Annotated in this window: 19 protein-coding genes and 2 tRNA genes; 16 read left to right on the top strand and 5 right to left on the bottom strand. The window is 70.9% G+C overall.

Going from position 1 to position 20214, the window contains the following annotated elements; genetic code table 11:
* The first annotated feature begins 368 nt into the window (after positions 1-368).
* The gene (locus ACWEKM_RS18165) at positions 369-1526 is read left to right on the top strand and encodes a glycosyltransferase family 2 protein (protein WP_451622186.1); all 1158 of its coding nucleotides are present in this window, start codon (positions 369-371) and stop codon (positions 1524-1526) included.
* 169 nt (positions 1527-1695) lie between these two features.
* On the opposite strand, the gene ACWEKM_RS18160 is transcribed toward ACWEKM_RS18165, so the two are convergent.
* Positions 1696-3138, bottom strand: a complete 1443-nt coding sequence (locus ACWEKM_RS18160; RefSeq protein WP_451622180.1) for a polysaccharide pyruvyl transferase family protein — start codon at positions 3136-3138, stop codon at positions 1696-1698.
* 213 nt (positions 3139-3351) lie between these two features.
* Here ACWEKM_RS18160 and proB point away from each other — a divergent pair, with 213 nt between their 5' ends.
* The 5 genes from proB (at position 3352) to ACWEKM_RS18135 (ending at position 8269) form a co-directional block, all read left to right on the top strand.
* Complete coding sequence (proB, locus tag ACWEKM_RS18155; protein ID WP_451622179.1) at positions 3352-4458, top strand: glutamate 5-kinase; 1107 nt, start codon at positions 3352-3354, stop codon at positions 4456-4458.
* Between the two features lie 140 nt (positions 4459-4598).
* Positions 4599-5027 (top strand): hypothetical protein, encoded by a 429-nt coding sequence (locus tag ACWEKM_RS18150; RefSeq protein WP_451622178.1) that lies wholly within the window; start codon positions 4599-4601, stop codon positions 5025-5027.
* Positions 5028-5088: 61 nt separating this feature from the next.
* Positions 5089-6372 carry a glutamate-5-semialdehyde dehydrogenase gene (locus ACWEKM_RS18145; protein ID WP_451622177.1) on the top strand — a complete coding sequence of 428 codons (1284 nt, stop codon included), beginning with the start codon at positions 5089-5091 and terminating at the stop codon, positions 6370-6372.
* A 168-nt stretch (positions 6373-6540) separates the two neighbouring features.
* Positions 6541-7110, top strand: a complete 570-nt coding sequence (locus ACWEKM_RS18140) for an SCO2584 family spore wall biosynthesis protein (RefSeq protein WP_451622176.1) — start codon at positions 6541-6543, stop codon at positions 7108-7110.
* An 88-nt stretch (positions 7111-7198) separates the two neighbouring features.
* On the top strand, positions 7199-8269 hold the full coding sequence (locus tag ACWEKM_RS18135) for an SCO2583 family membrane protein (protein WP_451622175.1): 1071 nt from the start codon (positions 7199-7201) through the stop codon (positions 8267-8269).
* Positions 8270-8786: 517 nt separating this feature from the next.
* On the opposite strand, the gene ACWEKM_RS18130 is transcribed toward ACWEKM_RS18135, so the two are convergent.
* On the bottom strand, positions 8787-9902 hold the full coding sequence (locus ACWEKM_RS18130) for a M48 family metallopeptidase (protein ID WP_451622174.1): 1116 nt from the start codon (positions 9900-9902) through the stop codon (positions 8787-8789).
* Positions 9903-10005: 103 nt separating this feature from the next.
* Between ACWEKM_RS18130 and ACWEKM_RS18125 the strand changes: the two genes are divergently transcribed.
* From ACWEKM_RS18125 to ACWEKM_RS18085, 9 genes are all read left to right on the top strand, one after another.
* Positions 10006-10167, top strand: a complete 162-nt coding sequence (locus ACWEKM_RS18125; protein WP_451622173.1) for a hypothetical protein — start codon at positions 10006-10008, stop codon at positions 10165-10167.
* 123 nt (positions 10168-10290) lie between these two features.
* Positions 10291-10455, top strand: coding sequence for a hypothetical protein (locus tag ACWEKM_RS18120; protein WP_451622172.1), 165 nt, complete (start codon positions 10291-10293; stop codon positions 10453-10455).
* A gap of 80 nt (positions 10456-10535) precedes the next feature.
* Positions 10536-11222, top strand: a complete 687-nt coding sequence (gene nadD, locus ACWEKM_RS18115; protein ID WP_451622171.1) for a nicotinate-nucleotide adenylyltransferase — start codon at positions 10536-10538, stop codon at positions 11220-11222.
* A gap of 16 nt (positions 11223-11238) precedes the next feature.
* Complete coding sequence (locus ACWEKM_RS18110) at positions 11239-12984, top strand: LytR C-terminal domain-containing protein (RefSeq protein ID WP_451622170.1); 1746 nt, start codon at positions 11239-11241, stop codon at positions 12982-12984.
* 173 nt (positions 12985-13157) lie between these two features.
* Positions 13158-13604, top strand: a complete 447-nt coding sequence (rsfS, locus tag ACWEKM_RS18105) for a ribosome silencing factor (RefSeq protein WP_451622169.1) — start codon at positions 13158-13160, stop codon at positions 13602-13604.
* Positions 13601-14269: a histidine phosphatase family protein gene (locus tag ACWEKM_RS18100; protein ID WP_451622168.1), complete on the top strand. Its 669-nt coding sequence runs from the start codon at positions 13601-13603 to the stop codon at positions 14267-14269. Before rsfS ends, ACWEKM_RS18100 begins: the two co-directional genes overlap by 4 nt.
* A gap of 113 nt (positions 14270-14382) precedes the next feature.
* Positions 14383-14455 (top strand) — tRNA-Ala (locus ACWEKM_RS18095).
* A 511-nt stretch (positions 14456-14966) separates the two neighbouring features.
* Positions 14967-15140 (top strand): hypothetical protein, encoded by a 174-nt coding sequence (locus tag ACWEKM_RS18090; RefSeq protein ID WP_451622167.1) that lies wholly within the window; start codon positions 14967-14969, stop codon positions 15138-15140.
* 3 nt (positions 15141-15143) lie between these two features.
* Complete coding sequence (locus tag ACWEKM_RS18085) at positions 15144-15377, top strand: hypothetical protein (RefSeq protein WP_004931461.1); 234 nt, start codon at positions 15144-15146, stop codon at positions 15375-15377.
* On the opposite strand, the gene ACWEKM_RS18080 is transcribed toward ACWEKM_RS18085, so the two are convergent.
* Positions 15356-16570, bottom strand: coding sequence for a glycosyltransferase 87 family protein (locus ACWEKM_RS18080; protein WP_451622166.1), 1215 nt, complete (start codon positions 16568-16570; stop codon positions 15356-15358). The two genes, ACWEKM_RS18085 and ACWEKM_RS18080, sit on opposite strands and share 22 nt — an antisense overlap.
* 137 nt (positions 16571-16707) lie before the next feature.
* Between ACWEKM_RS18080 and ACWEKM_RS18075 the strand changes: the two genes are divergently transcribed.
* Positions 16708-16780, top strand: a tRNA-Ala gene (locus ACWEKM_RS18075).
* 198 nt (positions 16781-16978) lie between these two features.
* Here ACWEKM_RS18075 and ACWEKM_RS18070 read toward each other — a convergent pair.
* The gene (locus tag ACWEKM_RS18070; protein WP_451622165.1) at positions 16979-18589 is read right to left on the bottom strand and encodes an NADH-ubiquinone oxidoreductase-F iron-sulfur binding region domain-containing protein; all 1611 of its coding nucleotides are present in this window, start codon (positions 18587-18589) and stop codon (positions 16979-16981) included.
* Positions 18586-19887 carry a cytochrome b/b6 domain-containing protein gene (locus ACWEKM_RS18065; RefSeq protein WP_451622164.1) on the bottom strand — a complete coding sequence of 434 codons (1302 nt, stop codon included), beginning with the start codon at positions 19885-19887 and terminating at the stop codon, positions 18586-18588. The genes ACWEKM_RS18070 and ACWEKM_RS18065 overlap by 4 nt, the downstream gene beginning before the upstream one ends.
* Between the last annotated feature and the right edge of the window lie 327 nt (positions 19888-20214).

The raw sequence follows: 20214 nt of genomic DNA, 5'->3' as shown, positions 1-20214 counted from the left end.
CCGCGGGGCCGAGCCCTTCTGCTGCCCCACACCCCTTCCGGCCTTTTCGCCGACCGTCCCTTTTCAGATCGTTTCCAGGTTTTTCACCGAGTCTTCTCGCCACGTCTTCTTACCATCTGTCTTCGTCTGGGCTGAGCGATTCTTACCGGCCGTGCGTACGCTCCGGTGTCACCCGCAGCCCCCTGTCTGTGCGTTCGCCATGTGACGTGTGCCACTGAATGTGTACCGCAAGGCAACCGACATGACCTGCCATCCGTCTAACAGGTTGCTATTAAGGAGATACGGGGGGAATGTTCTCTTGACGAGGGGGAAACGTGACCGTCGTGACGCAGCCTGATGTGAGCGTGATCATCGGGGCGTACGAAGCGATGCCGTACCTGGTGGAGTGTCTGAAGTCCGTCGAGGCGCAGTCCATCGACCCGGGGCGCATCGAGGTCATCGCGGTCGATGACGGCTCCACCGACGGCACGGGGGAGTACCTGGAGGAGTTCGCGGCCCGCGCCGCCATGCCGGTCACGGTGATCCGGCAGGAGAACTCCGGCGGCCCCAGTGGCCCGCGCAACGTCGGCCTCGGCAAGGCGGGCGGACGGTATGTGTTCTTCCTCGACGCCGACGACCGGCTCGGGCCCGAGGCCCTGGAACGCCTGGTCGCCATGGCCGACGAGAACGGCACCGATGTGGTCCTCGGCCGAGTCGAGGGCATCAACCGCACCCCGCCCAAGTCGATGTGGGGCAAGACGCTCGGTCGTACCGACGTCTACTCCTCCAACATCAAGTTCACGCTGAGCGCGCAGAAGCTGTTCCGCCGCGCGCTGCTGGACCGGCACGGGATGCGCTTCGACGAGTCCCTGTGGACCGGCGAGGACGCGCTGTTCACCATGGAGGCGTATCTGCGGGCCGACGGCGTCTCCGTGCTCGCCGACTACACCTGCTACTACCTGGTGGGCCGCGACGACGGCAAGCACGTCACGAAGACCGGCGGCCACGCGCTGCGCTTCGACTCCGCGCGCGCCCTGATGAACCTGATCGCCGAGATGGTCCCGGCCGGTACCCGGCGCGACACTCTGATGCTCCGGCCCTTCCTGGTGACGCTGCTGCCGCAGTTCGGCCCCAAGTACCTGAAGGACACCGAGGAGGTCAGGCGGCACAAGTTCGAGCTGGCCAAGCCGCTGATGGACGCCTACTGGAACCCCGAGGTCGCCCGGCGGCTCAAGGTGCACGAGCGGCTGCGTCTGCATCTGGTGGCGATCGGCCGTCCGGACCTGCTCGTGGACGTCGTGGAGTTCGTCCGGGCGAAGCGGCAGGCCGCCGCCGTGCTGGAGAAGCGGGGCACCCGTATCTACCTCGTCTATCCGCACTTCCGCTCCCGCGCGGCCGGCCTCCCCGACAGCCTCTACCTCGCCGAGGCCCGCGAGGCCCGCGCCTTCGAGGGCTACCGCGAGGCGAGCGCCAACTCCTTCGTCCGCCGAGCCCTCCGCAAGATCCGCCGCACACTCCCACGCCGCGGCTTCGGCAAGGCGGCCTGAGCCCGACCGCGCCCACAAGGCCGGAACCGGCGCGCGGCCGTGGGCCGCACACCGGTTCCGGGGGGCGAACACCGAGCGCGAGTACTGAGCGCGGGTGCCGAGGGCGAGTACTGAGCGTGAGTGCTGAGGGCGGCCGATGGGGCGCCGTCGGACGGGTGGTGTGGCCGGGTCAGGTCGTCTGTCGGCGGCTCGCCCGTAGGGCGCGGCGGAGGGGGCGGCCCACCGCGCGGCGGGCCCGGCGGTAGACCGACGCCGTCGACGGGGCCGCCGCGGCCGCCTTGGCGGCGGTCTTGGCGCCGGCCCGGGCCCGCGCCAGCTCGCGCTTCAACTGAGCGTTGTCCAGCGTCAGTTCGCCCACCCGGTGGTGCAGCCAGCCCATCCGGGAGAGCAGCGAAGCGGCGTCCGTGCCGAGCCAGGGACGCACCCCCGGCGGGAAGGACAGCCGCCGCATCCGCTCCTCGAACGCCGCCCCGCCGTCACCGTGCGTGAACGTGTTCTCCAGGCCGTTCTTGTCCAGGAACGCCGTGAACCGTTCGAACCGCTCCGGATGGCCGCCGACCAGCCCCGTGAAGTCGGCCTGCTCGTACAGCCGCGCCGGGTCCGCGGACTCGGGATCCTTGACGACCTGGTCGAGCCGCCGGTGCGGGATGTCGAAGTAGCGGCACAGCTCCAGCGTCCGCGAGTCCCCGCACAGCACCGTCGCGGGCGTCCCGGCCAGCAGCGCCGCGATGTTGCCGTGGATCCGGGAGCCGAAGGAGAAGTCGAACCCGCGCAGATCGTCGATCCAGGTGACCGGATCGACGTAGACCCGTACCTTGTCCTCCCCGTACAACGGGTGGTCCGGATGCGTCGGCATCGTGGTCAGCCCGCTGTTCGGGTCCGACAGGTCCCGCCAGTGCAACTGCCGTGCGTCGCTGAGGTTCTGGCCGACGAAGCACAGGTCCGGGTAGCGCCGGTGGGTGCGCTCGATGATCTCACCCAGGCCGGCCTGCACCGCGCTGTGCGAACCGTTGACCGCGATCCGGGAATCCGCTGTCAGCTCCAGCGCCCGCTTGCCCACGTCGAGTTGACGGCCGTTCAGGAACAGCGAGGGGCAGCCGATGACCTCGACGTCCCTGAAACCCATGTCGTTCAGGTACTGCTCGGTGAACTCGCCGCGCACGCCGATCGACGCGCTGCGATCCAGCACCGCGGCACAGAAGTCCCGCACGGCGGGCTCGATCCGCTTCAGCCGCGCCGGGTCGTAACTCACCCCGGTCTGCGCGCCGACCCCGAGCACCACCACAGGGATTCTCAGCCGGGAGATGAGCCGGGTCAGCCGGGTCAAACTGCCCTCGAACGACGGCCGGAAGGCGTTGGCCAACGGCACCACGAAAGCGTCGTACTCCTCGTTGATCCGGGCCGCGGCCGACCCGTCCGCCCGGATGCCGTTCGAGACGACCTCGGTGTCCGGTGTCTCCAGGATCTTGTGCGCGGCGTCACTGAAGATCAGGTTGCCGGCGTTGGTGGCGATGACGTCCCGGTGGAGGGCCTCCTCCAGCGACACGACGTCGTAGGGACTCTTCCCCGATCTGAGGAGTATGCGCTTGGGGCGACGAACTGTTTGTTGCACGGAGTTCAAGTTAAGTTTGCACGAGCTTTAATTTCTATACGCAACCAGTGCAACCTTTTTGCCGTGTGCGCAGCGTGTTCGCCCGGTCGCTCCGCGTCTGTCCGGGGAGTGGAACGGAGCGCCGCCCCGGATCCCGTTCGCGTAGATTGCCGCACAGGGCAGCCGGACCTGATCGAGGGGACAGAGGGCAAGGTGGCAAGGGCAAGGCAGGCCGTGGGCGAGGCCCACAGGATCGTCGTCAAGGTGGGCTCCTCCTCGCTGAGCACCGCCGCGGGCGGCCTGGACGCCGACCGCGTCGACGCGCTCGTCGATGTGCTCGCCCGCAGCCGCAGCGGCGGCGAACGCGAGATCGTCCTGGTCTCCTCCGGAGCCATCGCCGCCGGCCTCGCACCGCTGGGTCTGCGCCGCCGCCCCAAGGACCTCGCCCGCCAGCAGGCCGCGGCCAGCGTCGGCCAGGGCCTGCTCGTCGCCCGCTACACCGCCTCCTTCGCCCGCTACGGCGTCCGGGTCGGCCAGGTCCTGCTCACCCTGGACGACATGAGCCGCCGCGCCCACCACCGCAACGCCTCCCGCACCCTCGACAAGCTCCTCGCGATGGGCGCCCTGCCCGTCGTGAACGAGAACGACACCGTCGCCACCGCCGAGATCCGCTTCGGGGACAACGACCGCCTCGCCGCCCTCGTCGCCCACCTCGTGCACGCCGACCTCCTGGTGCTGCTGTCCGACGTGGACGGCGTCTACGACGGCGACCCCGCAAGGCCCGGGACCTCGCGGCTGGCGGAGGTGCGCGGCCCCGCCGACCTCGACGGTGTCGAGATCGGCAGCGCCGGCCGGGCCGGGGTCGGCACCGGCGGCATGCTCACCAAGGTCGAGGCCGCCCGGATCGCGGCCGCCGCCGGCATCCCCGTAGTGCTCACCAGCGCGGTGCACGCCGCCGACGCGCTGGCCGGCGGCGACACCGGCACCTACTTCCACCCCACCGGCAAGCGCTCCGCCGACCGGCTGCTGTGGCTCCAGCACGCCTCCACCCCGCAGGGCTCGCTGACCCTGGACGACGGCGCGGTGCAGGCGGTCGTGCAGCGCCGCACCTCGCTGCTGCCCGCCGGGATCGCCGCCGTCGAGGGCGAGTTCAGCGCCGGCGACCCCGTGGAACTGCGCGACCCCCGGGGGCACGCGGTGGCCCGCGGCCTCGTCAACTTCGACGCCAAGGAGATCCCCCAGCTCCTCGGGCGTTCGACCCGGGAACTGGCACGCGAGCTGGGCCGTGCGTACGAACGCGAGGTCGTACACAGGGACGACCTGGTGATCCTGCACCCGTAAATCGGGGCGTTACGACGGCCCCCGGTGGGGGACCTTCCGTAAAACCGCCACGCGGAGCCCTGCGGCCTGCTCAACTTTGTCTCAGGGACGTGCCTCAAGGGCACGGTGATCCGTCCGAGCGCTGCGTGAAGGAGGCCGTCGTGAGACGAGTGCGCCCTGGGGCCGCGGCGTCCCGTGGTGCCCTGACGAGTGTCACGGCCGGGGAGTCCTACGAGGAGCCGAAGGACCTGCCCCGCCTGTGGCATGTGACCCTCAGCGTCGCCGGTGAGGAGGTCCCCCTGAAGGAGCTGCGCCGCGGCCTCGAACAGCTCGCCCACGACCACCCCTTCCTGCTGACCAGCAGATACGCCCATGACCACGCCGAGATCCGCTACTGGGAAGAGGCCCGCGACCTGCACGACGCGGCGGCCGTGGCACTGCGCCTGTGGGGCGAGCACCGGCAGACCGCGGCGCTGCCCCCGTGGGAGATCGTCGGCCTGGAGGTCATCGACCGCGAGACCTATCACCAGCGCATCGCGGGCGGCTACGGCCCGGCACCCGCGACCCCGGTGGGGGTTCATCCCTTTTGACCCCGTCTCGCGGTGTGGGACAACCGGAGTCCGGCCCCGCACCGCGCACTACGCTTCCTTTATGACCACGCTCTCGCCGTACGACGCCATGTCCCCGGTCACCCAGGCCGCCTACCGTGCCCAGGCCGCCGCCGCCGACCTCGCGCCGCTGCCGCGCGCCGTGAAGGACGACGCGCTGCTCGCCATCGCGGACGCCCTGGAGGTCCGGACCAGCGAGATCGTCGAGGCCAACGCCAAGGACACCGCCAAGGCCCGCGAGGCCGGCACCGGCGAGGCGATCGTCGACCGGCTGACCCTCACCCCGGAGCGGGTGCGCGCCATCGCCGCCGACGTCCGGCATGTCGCCGCGCTGCCCGACCCGGTCGGCGAGGTCGTCCGCGGCTCCACCCTCCCCAACGGCATCGACCTGCGCCAGGTCCGTGTCCCGCTCGGCGTGGTCGGCATCATCTACGAGGCCCGCCCGAACGTCACCGTCGACGCCGCCGCGCTCTGCCTGAAGTCCGGCAACGCGGTCCTGCTGCGCGGCTCGTCCTCCGCCTACGAGTCGAACACCGCCCTGGTGCGGGTGATCCGGGACGCCGTCGGCGGGGCCGGGCTGCCCGCCGACGCCGTGCAGCTGGTGCCCGGGGAGAGCCGCGAGAGCGTCCGTGAGCTGATGCGCGCCCGCGGCCTGGTCGACGTCCTCATTCCGCGCGGCGGCGCCTCCCTCATCCAGACGGTCGTCTCCGAGTCCACGGTGCCGGTCATCGAGACCGGCACGGGCAACTGCCATGTCTACGTCGACGCCGAGGCCGACCTCGACATGGCCGTCGAGATCCTGATCAACTCCAAGGCCCAGCGGGTCAGTGTCTGCAACGCCGCCGAGACCCTGCTGGTCCATCAGGACATCGCCGCCGCGTTCCTGCCCCGCGCCCTGGACGCCCTCGCCGAGGCGGGGGTCACCGTCCACGCCGACGAGCGGGTCCTCGCGTACGCCGAGGGCTCCAAGGCCACCGTGGTCGAGGCGACCCCGGAGGACTGGGAGACCGAGTACCTCTCCTACGACATCGCCGCCGCGGTCGTGGATTCGCTGGACAAGGCCGTCGAGCACATCCGGCTGTGGACCTCCGGCCACACCGAGGCGATCGTCACCACCTCGCAGCAGGCCGCCCGCCGCTTCACCCAGCTGGTCGACTCCACCGCCGTCGCCGTGAACGCCTCCACCCGCTTCACCGACGGCGGCCAGTTCGGCTTCGGCGCCGAGATCGGCATCTCCACGCAGAAACTGCACGCCCGCGGACCGATGGGCCTGCCGGAGCTGACCAGCACCAAGTACATCGTGACCGGCGACGGACACGTGCGCTGACCTGGGATGCCTGCCGCCGCGCGGGCGGGCCCGGCCCGAGCGGGCCGGGGCGGCGGGGCGCGGGAGGCGCACGGAAGGCGCGCGGAAGGCGCGCGGGCGGCGTCTCAGCAAGCGGATGAATGTCCGTACCGTCTGCCCAAATTGACCCCCCAGGTCTACTCTGGAACGGTGCCGGAGGACGTGGGGGGCACGCCGTTCCCTGACGGCTGGGAGCCCGACGACGACCACGACCACGGGGTGTCGGACGAAGAGTTCGCCTCCGTGGTCTTCGACGAGGCATTCGTACGGGCGGCCGTGGTGCATGAGCCGACCGCCGTCGAACGCCTCCTGGCCGCCGCACAGGCGAGAGCCGAGGCATCCGAGGCGGAGGCCCGCCGCGCACACGCCCGAGGCGAGCGGTACGACGACGGGTACGGCCCCGACGGACACGGTTTCGGCCCCGACCGCGACCTCGACGACCCGGACGACCTCGACGCCCTGGACGACTACTACGGCGCCGCGGGCTACGGCAAGCACATCCGCTGGCATCGCCCCGTCGCCTGGGTGCTCGCCGTCGTGATGGGCGTCGGCATGGTCGCGCTGGCCTTCGCGGCGGTCTACCGCGGCGCCTCCTCGGGCAGCCGGGACCAGGTCCCGCCGCCCGCCTCCACCGGCCTTGAACAGGGCACGACGGCGGCTCCCTCCGTCTCCGCCGACTACTCCCAGCCGGCCGTCCCCGCGGTGCCCCGCACCCCCTGAACGCCGGCACACACTCCGGTGAGAACCCGTCAGAACTTGTCGCGTACCAGGGCGTTTACCTGAGCCCCCTGAGACCTACTCTGAAAGTATGGGCGGGGCCGGACACCCACCCGAGGGGACACCCGAGGGCGCTCCCGGTGGTGGAGAGGACGAATACCGATCCGTCGTCTTCGACGAGTCGTTCGTCCGTGCTGCCCGCCTCCAGGAGTACTCCGCCCAGGAGCGCATGGCCGACCACGCGCCCGCCGTACGCCGCCGCCCGTCCCTGTACCGCGGGCTGTCCCGGCAGGCCCTGATCCTCGTCGTGCTGATCGCCGTCGCCTTCGGCACCGCGATCTACATGGGCGTACGCCACCCCTACGGCACGCCCCAGCCCCGGGAACCCGTCGCCCCCCTGCGGATGACCGTCATCCCGCTCGTCCCGCAGGGCAGGGTGCCCGGCGCGGGCGACGCCGAGTACCTGTACGAGCACAGCCCCGCCGCGCAGTTCGGTGTCGGCGCCGACGGGATCCCGCTGCCCGCCTCCCGGCGCACCGAGCACTTCTCCGACAGCCAGGTCCTGACCGCGCTGACCACGGCGAAGGACTACCTCGTCGGCTCCTCCCTCGACCCCGAGGTGCTGGTCGGCGGCCAGACGCGGCCCGCGCGCATGCTGCTCAACCCCGACCAACTCGACCAGTTCGACCAGAGTTTCGAGCATCCCGCCGCGGACGGCCGGCACGCGCCCACCGGATGGCTGATCCGCTTCGACCCCACCCGCGCGGAGCTGGCCGACCCGAAGATACGGGTGCAGGGCTCGCTGCGGGCCGCCGAGACGGACTCGGCCACCCTGGAGGTCACCGCGGACCACACCTTCGTCTACGCGCTCAGGCCCACCGGCTCCGGCGGCACGGCGCGGGTCTCCCTGTTCACCGTCCGCCGCGAGCTGACCTTCCGCTTCGACGGGGACGACCTGCGCCTGCGCCAGGCGCGACTGGTCGTCTCCTCCGTGCAGGCGGGGCCCCTCTCCTGCGCGGCGGACTCCGTCAGTCAACTGCGCCCGCTCCTGGCCGACCAGACCGCCAAGGCGGGCGGTCCTGCGGGCACGGACCCCTATGCGACGGGGAGCGCGGCGGCGCTGTGCGGGACGCTGGCCGCTGGGGCACAGCCGAAGCCGTGAGGGCACCCGGAGCCCACGGCGGGGCGCCGGGGTGCTGGGTCCTGTCCCGGGGTCCCGGCGCGGCCACCAGGTGCTCAGCCGGGCATGGCTGACCATGCCCGCGCGGGGCCGGGTGACCGCCCTGATCGGTCCCTCCCGATGCGGCAAGCCGACCTTCCTGCGGAACCGTGACCGCATGCCCGAGCTGATGTCCGGCGCGGCCATCCCCGGCGCGGCCATCGGCGGGGAGGTGCTCTTCGAGGGCTACGACAGCTACCCGCTGCCCGCCCGGGTGGCGGGTCACCGCCCCCCGCCGCCGCATCGGCATGGTCTTCCAGCGCCGGCTCGCGGGCGCCGCTGGCCCGGGGGATCCGCTGGCCCGGGACACGGCCGGGACACGTCACGGTGGCGGTTGGCGCCCAGGTCAGCTGACGGTGGCCGGTTGGGCCCGGGTCAGCCGATGGTCGCCGGTCGGGTCCGGGTCACCCGATGGTGCCTGATCGGAGGGCCAGCTGACGGTGGGCGGTCGGAGTCCCGGTCAGTCGTCGGTCTCGGCGTCCCCGGGCGGCGTGTCCTTCGGTCGGTCCTTCGGCGGCGGCGGGCTGGTGAAGCCGTCGAAGCCCCGCCGCACCCGGCCGCCCAGGTTCCCGGCGCCGCCCGTGATGTCCGAGACCAGCTTCATCAGCGGGTCCTTGGAACTCTTCACATCACTGGCGTAGCTGGCCGCGGACTCCTTGAACGAGTCACGGACCGAGGTGTCCTTGTCCTCATCGCGCCGCGGGTAGTGACCATCCATGATCCGCTGGTAGTCGCGGGTCTCGGCCCACTTCTTCAGCTCGGCCGCGCGAACCGTGGTGAAGGGGTGGGAGCGGGGCAGCACGTTCAGGATCTTCAGCACCGAGTCGCGCAGATCACCGCCCGCCTCGTACTCCTCGGCCTGCTTCAGGAACGCGTCCACGTTCATTTCGTGCAGGTGGTTGCCGCCGGCAATCTTCATCAGGCCGCGCATCGAGGCCCGCAGATCCTGCCCCACCAGGAGGCCCGCCCGGTCCGCCGACAGCTCCGACTTGCGGAACCACTCCCGCAGCGCGGTCACGAGCGCCATGATCGCGAGATTGCCCAGCGGGATCCAGGCGACCCTGAGCGCGAGGGTGGTCAGGAACAGCAGGATCGTGCGGTACACCGCGTGCCCGGACAGGGCGTGCCCCACCTCGTGGCCGACGACCGCGCGCATCTCCTCCTCGTCGAGCAGTTCGACCAGACCGGTGGTGACCACGATGATCGGCTCGTCCAGACCGATGCACATCGCGTTCGGCTGCGGGTCCTGGTTGACGTACATCGGCGGGACCTTCTCCAGGTCCAGGATGTAGCAGGCGTCCCGCAGCATGTCGTTCAGGTGCGCGAACTGCTGGTCCGAGACGCGCACCGAGTCGGACAGGAACAGCAGGCGCAGGCTCCGCTCCGGAAGCAGCCCGCTGAGTGCCTTGAAGACCGTGTCGAAGCCGCTCAGCCGCCGCAGCGCCACCAGGGCGGAACGATCGGCGGGGTGCTCGTACGCACGTGAGGAGATTCCCGGGAAGCGCCTGCGCTGCCTGCTCGGCACATGCTCGTGTCCGTCGTGCTCATGGCCGTCGTCGGTCATGTCGTCCCCCATGTCGTCCCCATGTTGCGTTGGTGTGCCGATGCGCCCCCGAGGCAGGGCCCAGCCTAGGCGGAGATACCGTGGACGGGGCAGTACAGCCGAAGGAGTCCACATCATGGAGCACACCCCCGCGACCGCCTGGCTGGTCGAGGCCGCCGGCGCCGCACAGCAGCACGGGACGGGGAATCTGCTCCGTATCGTTCTGGTCGTGATGGTCCTGGGTTGTGTGTTGGCCGCGTGGTTCCTGCTACGCGGGTACAAGCAGAAGGACGACTGAGCCCCCGGGAAGGTTCCCCGCCGCCCGTGCCCGATGGCGGAGTCGGCGTGATGGCCGCTGCGGCGCCCGCTTACCATGGGCCGACATCTTTATCCCGCCCACACCGGATAGGTCCTGCCGAAGATGAGCTTCCACAGCACCGCAGCCCAGTTGGCCACCCTCGCCGCCGAGGGCGAGGAGCGCGGCGGCAACCACGACAGCCTCAGCCCGCTCGTGACCGGTGGCGGCGCGCTGCTCATCCTGCTGCTCCTGCTGTGGATCACCACCCGCTTCAACCGCGACCGCTGAACCCGACGGCCCGCCCCCGGGACCGTACCCGGGGGTCTGACGGGCGGGGCCCGTGGACCGGGCCGGTAGGGTCTGCACGCATGGGAGAGCAGGACATGCCTACCGGCCCGGCGGACGACGCGGCGAACGGCACGGTGAGAACCCCGCGGCACGGTCCGGGCGGCGGCCCCGCGCACACGGGCAAGCGCCGCCTCGGCGTCATGGGCGGAACGTTCGACCCCATCCACCACGGGCACCTCGTGGCGGCCAGCGAGGTCGCCGCGCAGTTCCATCTCGACGAGGTGGTGTTCGTGCCCACCGGCCAGCCCTGGCAGAAGTCCCACCGCAAGGTCTCCCCGGCGGAGGACCGCTATCTGATGACGGTCATCGCGACCGCCGAGAACCCGCAGTTCTCGGTGAGCCGGATCGACATCGACCGCGGCGGACCCACCTACACCGTGGACACCCTGCGGGACCTGCGCGCGCTCAATCCGGACACGGACCTCTTCTTCATCACCGGTGCCGACGCCCTCGCTCAGCTGCTGACCTGGCGCGACACCGAGGAACTGTTCTCCCTCGCGCACTTCATCGGGGTCACTCGCCCCGGCCACCATCTGACCGACGCCGGGCTGCCGGAGGGCGGGGTCTCGCTCGTCGAGGTTCCCGCGCTGGCCATCTCCTCCACAGACTGCCGTGCGAGAGTCGCCAAGGGCGACCCCATCTGGTACATGGTGCCGGACGGAGTCGTGCGCTACATCGACAAGCGCGAGCTGTACCGCGGCGAGTGAGCCGAGAGGGGCACCGGTGAACGACCGATACGACCCGGGGTACGGGGGCGACCAGTACGAACTCGTCGGATACGACGAGTACGGGCGGCCGGTGTACCGCCAGATCCCGGCACAGCAGGCCCCGCAGCAGACCCCGCAGCAGGCGTACGACCCGTACGCGCAGCAGGGCTACGGGTACGACCCGTACGCGGCCGGACAGCAGCAGCCCGCGCCGCCGTACGACTCCTACGACCACACCGGCCGACAGCCCCCGGTGGCCTCCTACGACACCGGCCGGCAGCCCCCGGCGCCGTCCTACGACACCGCCTACGACCCGTACGGCACCGGGACGCCCACCGCGGACGGCACGGCCGCGCACGACCCCTACGGGCAGCCGGCGGCGGCCGGCCGGCAGCCCCGGGTGGCCGAGCAGACCGCCCACATCCCGCAGCAGCCCGGCCCGTCCGAGGTACCGGACGAATCCCCGGCCGGTGGTCGCGAACGGGACTACCACACCGAGCAGTTCGCCTTTGTGGAGGAGCCGGACGGCGACTCCGAGGACGTCATCGACTGGCTGAAGTTCACCGAGAACCGCACCGAGCGCCGCGAGGAGGCCCGCCGCCGCGCCCGCAGTCGCGTCATCGCCCTGGCCGTCGTCCTCGCCCTGGTCGCGGTCGGCGGCGTCGGCTACCTCTGGTACGCCGGAAAGCTGCCCGGCCTGTCCTCGTCCGACGCCAAGTCCGGCACCTCGACGGCCGTCGGCGCCCAGAAACGCGATGTGATCGTCGTCCACCTGCACAACACCGCGAAGGGCGGCACCTCCACGGCGCTGCTCGTCGACAACACCACCACCAAGCGGGGCAGCACCGTCCTGCTGCCCAACTCCCTCAACCTGACCGACGACGCGGGCAGCGTGACGACCCTCGCCAAGTCGGTCGACGACGACGGCTCCGGCGGCACCCGCGACCAGCTCGACACCGTCCTCGGCACGAGCATCGAGGGCACCTGGCGCCTGGACACCCCCTATCTGCAGAACCTCGTCGAACTCGTCGGCAACATCGACCTCGACACCAACACCGATGTCCCGGACCCGGACGGCAAGAAGAAGGGCACCGCCCCCCTCGTCCACAAGGGCAAGAACCAGACCCTCAGCGGCAGAGCGGCCGTCGCCTACGCCACCTACCGCGCCTCCGGAGAGGCCCAGAACGCCCAGCTGGAGCGGTTCGGCCAGGTGATGCAGGGCGTGCTGCGCAAGCTGTCGTCCGACCCCGAGGCCGCGACCGTCAGCGTGCAGACGCTGGGGCAGATCATCGAGCCGCCGCTGTCGGACAAGAACCTCGGCGCCTTCCTCGCCCGGCTCGCCGACCTCGCCAAGGGCGGCGACTACGGGACGGCCCTGCTGCCCGTGCAGTCCGACGGCACGCTCAGCGCCCAAACCAGCGCCGGCGTCGTCAAGGACATCCTCGGCGGCACCGCGAAGAGCCCCGACCAGGGCTCGGCCGTCCGGGTCTCCGTGCAGAACGCCACCGGCGTCAAGGACGACACCGAGAAGGCCCGTGTGGTCCTCCTCAACGGCGGCTTCACCTTCCTGGAGGGCGGCACCGCGAGCGCCGCCCAGTCCGCGTCGAAGGTGCTCTACTCCGACGCCGCCCACAAGGACGACGCCACCGAGGTCGCCAAGACCCTGGGCCTGCCCGACGGCGCCGTGACCAAGGGCACGGTCGCCTCGAACGCCGACGTCTCGGTGGTCCTCGGCCAGGACTACAAGCCGTCGTCCTCCTGATGGACGGCACCGGAAGGCGGCACGGGCACCCCAGGTGATCCGATAATCACGTGGGGTGCCCCGGGTGGTCCGTGAGACCCTTGATGTCGAGTGACCGCCGACGGCCGTGCCATGTCGGGGTCGCCGCCACGCCCCCAGCCGATCCCTGCCCCCGACCGAAAGCCAGCTACGTAGTGACCGCGACCGATCGTTCCCTCGAACTCATCAACACCGCCGCCCAGGCCGCCGCCGACAAACTCGCCCACGACGTCATCGCCTACGACGTGAGCGACGTGCTGTCGATCACGGACGCCTTCCTGCTGGCCTCCGCGCCCAACGACCGCCAGGTCAAGTCGATCGTCGACGAGATCGAGGAGCGGCTCCAGAAGGAACTCGGCGCCAAACCGGTGCGCCGCGAGGGCGACCGCGAGGCCCGCTGGATCCTGCTCGACTACGTCGACATCGTCGTCCACGTCCAGCACAGCGAGGAGCGCGTCTTCTACGCCCTGGAGCGGCTGTGGAAGGACTGCCCCGAGATCGAGCTGTCAGACGACGCCAAGGCCACCCGCGGCAAGGCACAGGAGTACGCCCGGCTGCAGGCCGCCGAGGAAGCGGCCGAGACGGGCGGCGAGTGGCGATGAGCCCCACCGGCGAGATGACCGCCCGCACCGGCCGGGGGCGGCGCGTCATCCTGTGGCGGCACGGCCAGACCGCCTGGAACGTGGAGCGCCGCTTCCAGGGCAGCACGGACGTCGAGCTGACCGAGACCGGCATCGGGCAGGCCCGCCGCGCCGCCCGGCTGCTCGCCTCCCTGCGGCCCGACGCGATCATCGCCTCGGACCTGCGGCGGGCCGCGCACACCGCCGCCGAGCTGTCCGCCCTCACCGGCCTCGACGTCACCCGCGACGAGGCGCTGCGGGAGACCTACGCGGGCCTCTGGCAGGGGCTGACGCACGAGGAGATCCTCGCCCGGTACGGCGAGGAGTACGCCGCTTGGAAACGGGGCGAGCCGATCCGCCGCGGCGGCGGCGAACTGGAGACCGAGGTCGCCGACCGGGCGGCCCCCGTCGTGCTGCGGCACGCCGAGAAGCTGCCCGAGGACGGCACCCTCGTGGTCGTCAGCCACGGCGGCACCATCCGCACCACCATCGGGCGCCTCCTCGGCCTGGAGGCCCGGCACTGGGAGAACCTCGGCGGGCTCTCCAACTGCTGCTGGTCGGTCCTCGGCGAAGGAGCCCGCGGCTGGCGCCTCCTGGAGCACAACGCGGGCACCCTCCCGGAGCCCGTCCTCGGCGACGACGACTGAGCCTTGCGGGGCCCGACCTGGATTTCACTTTCCGGCAGGTCGCAGGCTAGAGTTCTTCTTGTTCGACCCGCCCGGCGGGGCGAGACACCATGCGGCTCCGCCGCGTGGCGCAAGGGGCTATAGCTCAGTTGGTAGAGCGCCTGCATGGCATGCAGGAGGTCAGGAGTTCAATTCTCCTTAGCTCCACGGATCGATACTCTGTCGAGTTGTCAAAGATCATTGATGAGGGTCCCGTCCCTTCGGGGGCGGGATTTTCTGCTTTCCATACGCGGATGATTTCGGCGGTCCCCTCGTCCGGCTGCCTTATCGTCCGGCGGCGGCCACAGCCGCGCTCGGCGCTTCCTCGGCAACGCGACCTTCACACGCGCCCCTTCGTTCTCCGGTGCCGCAGCGTGGCCACCATGACCGGGAGTTCGCGCTCCCGGTGCACCACCTGGATGCCTCTGCCGCCGCCCTGAACGGCGTCCACAGCGTGACGGCCTTCGGCACACTGTTCTTGAACCGGCTTGAGTCACTAGGGGCCCCGTCGGCGTATACCTCTGCGGAGGTGCTTTCGGCGTGCGCAGGGGCGCCGGCCGGTACGGTCGCCGTGGCTGCCGTGTCCGGACTGGTACTGAGGCGTCGCTGACCGTATTGGTCCGGCCGTGGCAGAATCAAACGGCCGGAAGGGGGCGCGGCCCGACGGGAGGGAGTAGCGATGCCTGCGAGCATCCTTGAGGAGGTCGGCCACCTCCTCGACGCGGCGTTGATACGGGACACGATCACCCGGCTCAGCTGCCCTTCCTGCGGTTCCGCGCAGGTGGCCCAAGTCCTGGGCGACAACGGCGGAATCTCCTACGTGTGCACGGCCTGCGGCCACAGCTGGAGCTGATCGATGGGGGCACACCGGCGAAAGTGCGACTGGTGCGGGAGCGGCACGCCGATCGTCCGTGACATGGAGCCGATCAATCCCGAATACCAGTACTGGTGCGAGGAATGCGCGCGGGCGCTGATCATAAAAGGCGACCCGATCGAGACGTACCGTGAACTGGAGGGCGAGCCGATCTACGGCCGCCTTCTGGAGGAGCACTGCACCCTCAAGCGGTTCTATTCGTTCGTCACGGCCTGAGCGCCGCTCCCCGGGCCCCGGCAACGATGCCCGGCGAGCACGAGGAAGAGCAGACCGACCCCTCCGTAGAGGGCCGACAGCGTCAACTCCGCGCCATCCTGACGCAGTTCGGGCCGCGCGTCGCCGTGCGGCACCCACCACAGGGCGTACGAACAGAACACCACCAGCGTGCCCCCGGCCACCACCCGGTGGCCCTGCGTCCACAGCAGCAGCATCACGGGCACGCACCACACCCAGTGGTGCGACCACGACACGGGGCTGATCAGCAGCGCCGTCACCGCGCAGGCGGCCACCGCCCAGGAGCGCCGGCCCCGCAACTCCGCGGCGACCGCAACCCACAACCCGGCAACGGCCGTCAGAGCCGCCAGGAGGGCCCAGAGGGCTCCCGGCTCCGGCGTGTGCAGCAATCGGGCCAGGACGCCGCGCAGGGCCTGGTTGGCGGTGTCCTCGGCGTGGCCCGCCCGGTTCGCGCGGAACACCATGCCGGACCAGAAGCGCCACGAGTCGTACGGCAGGGCGGCCGCCGCCAGCAAGGTCGCCACGGCGAAGGCGACGGCCGCCCCGCGCGCGTGCCGAAGCCACGGCCCTCCGTCGCCACCCCTGAGACGAGCCGCGACGCCGGTGGTGACCAGCAGGACCACGAACAGCGCGGGCGTCAGCTTGACCGCGGCGGCAAGGCCGAGGCCGGCGCCCGCCCAGCGGTCCCGGCCGCCCGGGCGATGGGGTGCGAGGTCCCACAGGACCAGGACCGCGAGCAGCAGATTGACCTGTCCGTAGCGCAGCGTCGTCCAGACCGGTTCGCACCACACGGCCGCCGCCGCGATCCAGCAGACGTCCTCCACGCGCGTGTGCCCGACGAGTCTCAGCGACAGCCGTACGAACGCCACCAGGAGGACGAGGTTGCCCAGCGTCGCCAGGGTGCGCAGGAGCGCGGTCTCCGGGAGGGTCAGCGGGGTGAACAGCAGGGCCGCGAACGGCGGGTAGGTGGTGGGCAGTCGGGCCTCGGTCGCCCGCAGGGCGTACAGATCGCCCCCCGCGCGGACGGCCGCCCCCTCGGCCCGGTACACCATCAGGTCGATCATCGACACATGCGCGGCCCGTTGCGCGGCCCAGAACGCGGCGAAGGACACCAGGCACGCCCCCAGGGCGACCGGTACACGAAGGCGGGTTCCGGAGGGCGCGATCACGGTCACAAAGGCCGACACTAGCGCCGATATCGGGGCAGAAAGGAAACGATTTGGTGCTGTACCCCGTCGACCGTGTAATGTTGCCGTCGCCGCCAGAGACACGGGCGACACGGTCGAAATGCGGTTCCGCCGCAAGACCACGAGGGGCTATAGCTCAGTTGGTAGAGCGCCTGCATGGCATGCAGGAGGTCAGGAGTTCAATTCTCCTTAGCTCCACAGAAGTAGAAGGCGGATCATCCGAACGGATGGTCCGCCTTCGGCGTGTACGACACCTGCTCCCGCGCGGCGACCGCGCCCGTGCGATGCCTGTTCTCCTCCGATGTCTGTTCGCGCGCCGCGCCCGTTCCCTTGCGATGCAGGTTTCCTGTACGACGGCGGGTCACCCCGGACCGGGGTGACCCGCCGTCCGTGTGCTCAGCGGCCGAGGGCGCGGCGTCCGCGGCCCTGGGAGAGGACCGGAAGGTTGCGGGACGGCGCCTGGGAGCGGGTGTCCTCCTCGATACGCAGCGCCAGCGCGGGGCAGCGGCGCACGGCACGCAGCGCCTTCGCCTCCGCGTACTGGGGCACCTGCGCCTGCGCGACGGTCGGGAATCCGTCGGCGCCCAGTTCGAAGACCTCCGGGAGGATGTCCGCGCACAGCCCGTGGCCCCGGCACAGCGTCCAGTCGACGTAGATCTTCTGGCGGCTGGGACCGGCCTCCTCGGCCTCCTCGCCGCCCGGGATGCCCGTCGGGGCCCTGCCGCCCTCGAAGAGCGGCAGAACGCCCTCCACGGGCCGTCCGCAGCCGTTTCCGAGGACGTGCGCGGCGAGGTCGTCCGTGAACGCCTTGACGGTGGACTCCAGGAACATCGCCGAGCCGTCCGGGTGCGAGCACGCGCCGCGCCGCTTCACGTTCTTCGCGACCTGCTTGAGCGCCTCCAGGGCGGCCGGTCCGCCGCCGTTGAGGATGTCCGCCATGCCGCGCGCGGCGGCGGGCAGGCCGAGGTAGCAGGGACCGCACTGTCCCGCGCTCTCCTCGGCCAGCCACTGTGCCACCCGCAGCGACTCGCCCAGCGGACAGGTCTCCTGGCTGATCGGCAGGATCGCACCCGCGCCCAGCGAACCGCCCACCGCGTCCAGGGAGTTGCGGGAGACGATCGCCTCGTTGACGGTGGCCGCGTCGATCCACTTGCCGTGGTAGCCGCCGGTCAGTACGCCCTGCGGTACCGGCGGGGCGCCCGCCAGTTGCAGGACGTAGCGCAGCGGCACGCCCGTGGGGACCTCGATCACCATCGGCCGGGCGACCGCGCCGGAGACGGTCAGCATGACGGTGCCCGGCTCGTCGTACAGGCCGGTGTTGCCGTAGCGGTCGGGACCGATCCGGGCGGCGATCGCCAGCTGGGCGAACGTCTCGGCGTTCGACAGCAGGGTGGGCGCGCCGCCGACGCCGGTCTGCGAGGCGCTGATCTTGCGGCCGGGCGGGATCGCCGGGCCGCCGTCGATGGAGCGGACCAGCGACGCGGCGGCGCCGGTGACCATGCGGACCGGATTGCGCTGCACGCTCGCGCGTAGCGCCGAACGCCGGCTGTTGCTGAGGCCGCGCTCGGCGAGGGCGGCCTCCATGGAGCGCTGCGTGGACTCACGGGTGACGCCCACCACGAGTGTGCGGGCGCCCAGCGCCTCCGCGCACAGCAGCGCCCCGTCCAGGATCAGGTGCGGGGCACGGTTGATGAGCACGGTGTCCTTGCGGCAGGCCGGTTCGTCCTCGCTTCCGTTGACGACGACGACCGGCCGGACGCCGCGCTTGATCGCCGAATCGGCGACCGAGCGCAGCTTCTTGTGGAAGGGGAAGCCCGCGCCGCCGCGGCCCTTCAGGTTGATGCGTTCGGCGAGCTGTGCGAGCTGCTCGCCGCCCAGGGGTTCGAGCGGCCCGTGCACCTTCAGGTGCATGGGCAGATCGAGCCGTTCGACAAGGTCGAAGCCCGACGTGAGCTGGGGAAGGCCGACCACGCGGACTTCTGGGACGTCGGGCAGGGCCTCGTTCACCTGTAGCCTCCGGAAGGCGTGTTCCAAGGTTCGCCCGAACCCGGTGCGTCGAACGACGCGCCGGGCGATGGTTCAGTGGCGGGACCGCTGCTGTACGTGTCATTGCGGGGGTACGTGCCGTAGCCGGTGTTTGTCTCACCGGTGTTGTACACGTCACTGCCGCTGTAGCCGTCGGCGCCCGGATTGCCATAGACCGGGATGTTGTATCCGGTGTCCTGGAGCGGGTCGTACGCCGACGGGGGCGCCTCGCCGACCGGCGGCGGGGACGGGATCGGCCAGCTGCCCGAGGTGCTCGAAGGGCCGTCCATGCGTGGCATCGCCTCCGTGGCCTGCAGGTCCAGTGGCAGGTCCAGGCGTGCGGTCTGGTCGGCGGCGAAGGGTTGCTGGGGCGGCTGCGGCGTCGAGACGGCCCGGTAGGCGGCGGCGAAGCCGGGCGTGGCCTCCTGGGCCGCGGGAGCGGCCGGGGCGTCGTACTGCGGCTCCGGGGCGCGTCGCGCGGAGGCGGTGGCGTCGGCGTACGCTGCCTGCTTCTCGTAGCCCGGCAGCGCGGCGCCGCCCTCGCTCAGGCGGGCCCGGCTCGCTTCCAGGTCGTCGCGGCCCACGCCCCGCTCCTCGCTGCCGAGGATGGCGACGATCCGGTCGGCGACCTTGCGCTTGACGGGGCGCGGCGCCGCGCGCAGCGCCAGGGCCGCCATCACCCCGGCCAGGCACAACTCGTACGACACCATGAAGAACGTCTTCGCCGGGCGGCCCGCGAACAGGCCGTGGATCAGGGCCGCGCACAGGGCGGGGTAGGCCAGCATGTGCATGGCACGCCAGCGCGCCGCCACCGGCGCCGGGGACGCGAACTGGTTGCGGAGCGCGCCGGTGATGCCCACGAAGATCATGAGCAGGGCGGCCAGGGAGCCGAGACCGATGAGCCCGCCGCTGCCGGAGACACCGAGGCTGAAGGGGATCACCGCGGCGATCAGGACCGTGTGGTCCAGCGCCAGCTTGATCGTGATGTGCACCAGGAGGAAGGCGATCGACGCGACGGCGGTCACGCGGTGGATGCCCTGGGCGACGATCCGCTGCCGCGTGTTGAGGATCAGCCGGTCCTGGGCGACGAGGCCCCAGATCACCGAGCAGGTCAGGCAGACCAGGGACAGAACGCCTGCACCGAAGTTCAGGAATTCCTGGAGCCAGTTGCCTCCGAGCAGCACGACCACGGGTATGAGGAGCAGGATGACGGCGCTCGCCACCCCATAGGCCGAGCGGCCCGGTTTGGGGAGCGAGCTGTTACTACGACGAGGGTTCATGGGGGGTAACTCCGAGCAGTCCGGGTGAGCGGTCCCGCTGCCGCACTCTAAGCGGCGTCATACCGATCAGTTCGAGGTTTGAGTTATTGCGTTGTTATCAAAGGACAATGCGACCGTTGCAATGTCCGTTAGCAGGTGTTACGCGAAGTAATGTCTGAACCTCGTTCAGCGCTTGTCGGGCAGTGCTTGTCAGGCAGTGGTCGTCGGGACGTGCCTGTCGGGTCAACCAGGCATACGCAAGCGCGTCACGGCTTGCTCAAGGCCATGCGGTACCCTGTCGCCATGCGTGCCGTACGCCTTCTGCTTAGCGGGCCGCGCTGATCAGTC

Source organism: Streptomyces sp. NPDC004752, assembly GCF_053601275.1.
The sequence above is the reverse complement of the archived record's forward strand: the minus strand, read 5'-3'. Positions and strand labels throughout refer to the sequence as shown.

What these genes read in the sequence shown, in the direction of transcription:
- ACWEKM_RS18130 (WP_451622174.1), bottom strand. Translation starts at nt 9,902, where the DNA reads ATGGGGGACGACATGACCGACGACGGCCATGAGCACGACGGACACGAG.
- ACWEKM_RS18165 (WP_451622186.1), top strand. Translation starts at nt 369, where the DNA reads ATGCCGTACCTGGTGGAGTGTCTGAAGTCCGTCGAGGCGCAGTCCATC.
- ACWEKM_RS18125 (WP_451622173.1), top strand. Translation starts at nt 10,006, where the DNA reads ATGGAGCACACCCCCGCGACCGCCTGGCTGGTCGAGGCCGCCGGCGCC.
- ACWEKM_RS18090 (WP_451622167.1), top strand. Translation starts at nt 14,967, where the DNA reads ATGCCTGCGAGCATCCTTGAGGAGGTCGGCCACCTCCTCGACGCGGCG.
- nadD (WP_451622171.1), top strand. Translation starts at nt 10,536, where the DNA reads ATGGGAGAGCAGGACATGCCTACCGGCCCGGCGGACGACGCGGCGAAC.
- ACWEKM_RS18135 (WP_451622175.1), top strand. Translation starts at nt 7,199, where the DNA reads ATGGGCGGGGCCGGACACCCACCCGAGGGGACACCCGAGGGCGCTCCC.
- ACWEKM_RS18120 (WP_451622172.1), top strand. Translation starts at nt 10,291, where the DNA reads ATGAGCTTCCACAGCACCGCAGCCCAGTTGGCCACCCTCGCCGCCGAG.
- ACWEKM_RS18085 (WP_004931461.1), top strand. Translation starts at nt 15,144, where the DNA reads ATGGGGGCACACCGGCGAAAGTGCGACTGGTGCGGGAGCGGCACGCCG.
- ACWEKM_RS18100 (WP_451622168.1), top strand. Translation starts at nt 13,601, where the DNA reads ATGAGCCCCACCGGCGAGATGACCGCCCGCACCGGCCGGGGGCGGCGC.
- ACWEKM_RS18145 (WP_451622177.1), top strand. Translation starts at nt 5,089, where the DNA reads ATGACCACGCTCTCGCCGTACGACGCCATGTCCCCGGTCACCCAGGCC.
- ACWEKM_RS18065 (WP_451622164.1), bottom strand. Translation starts at nt 19,887, where the DNA reads ATGAACCCTCGTCGTAGTAACAGCTCGCTCCCCAAACCGGGCCGCTCG.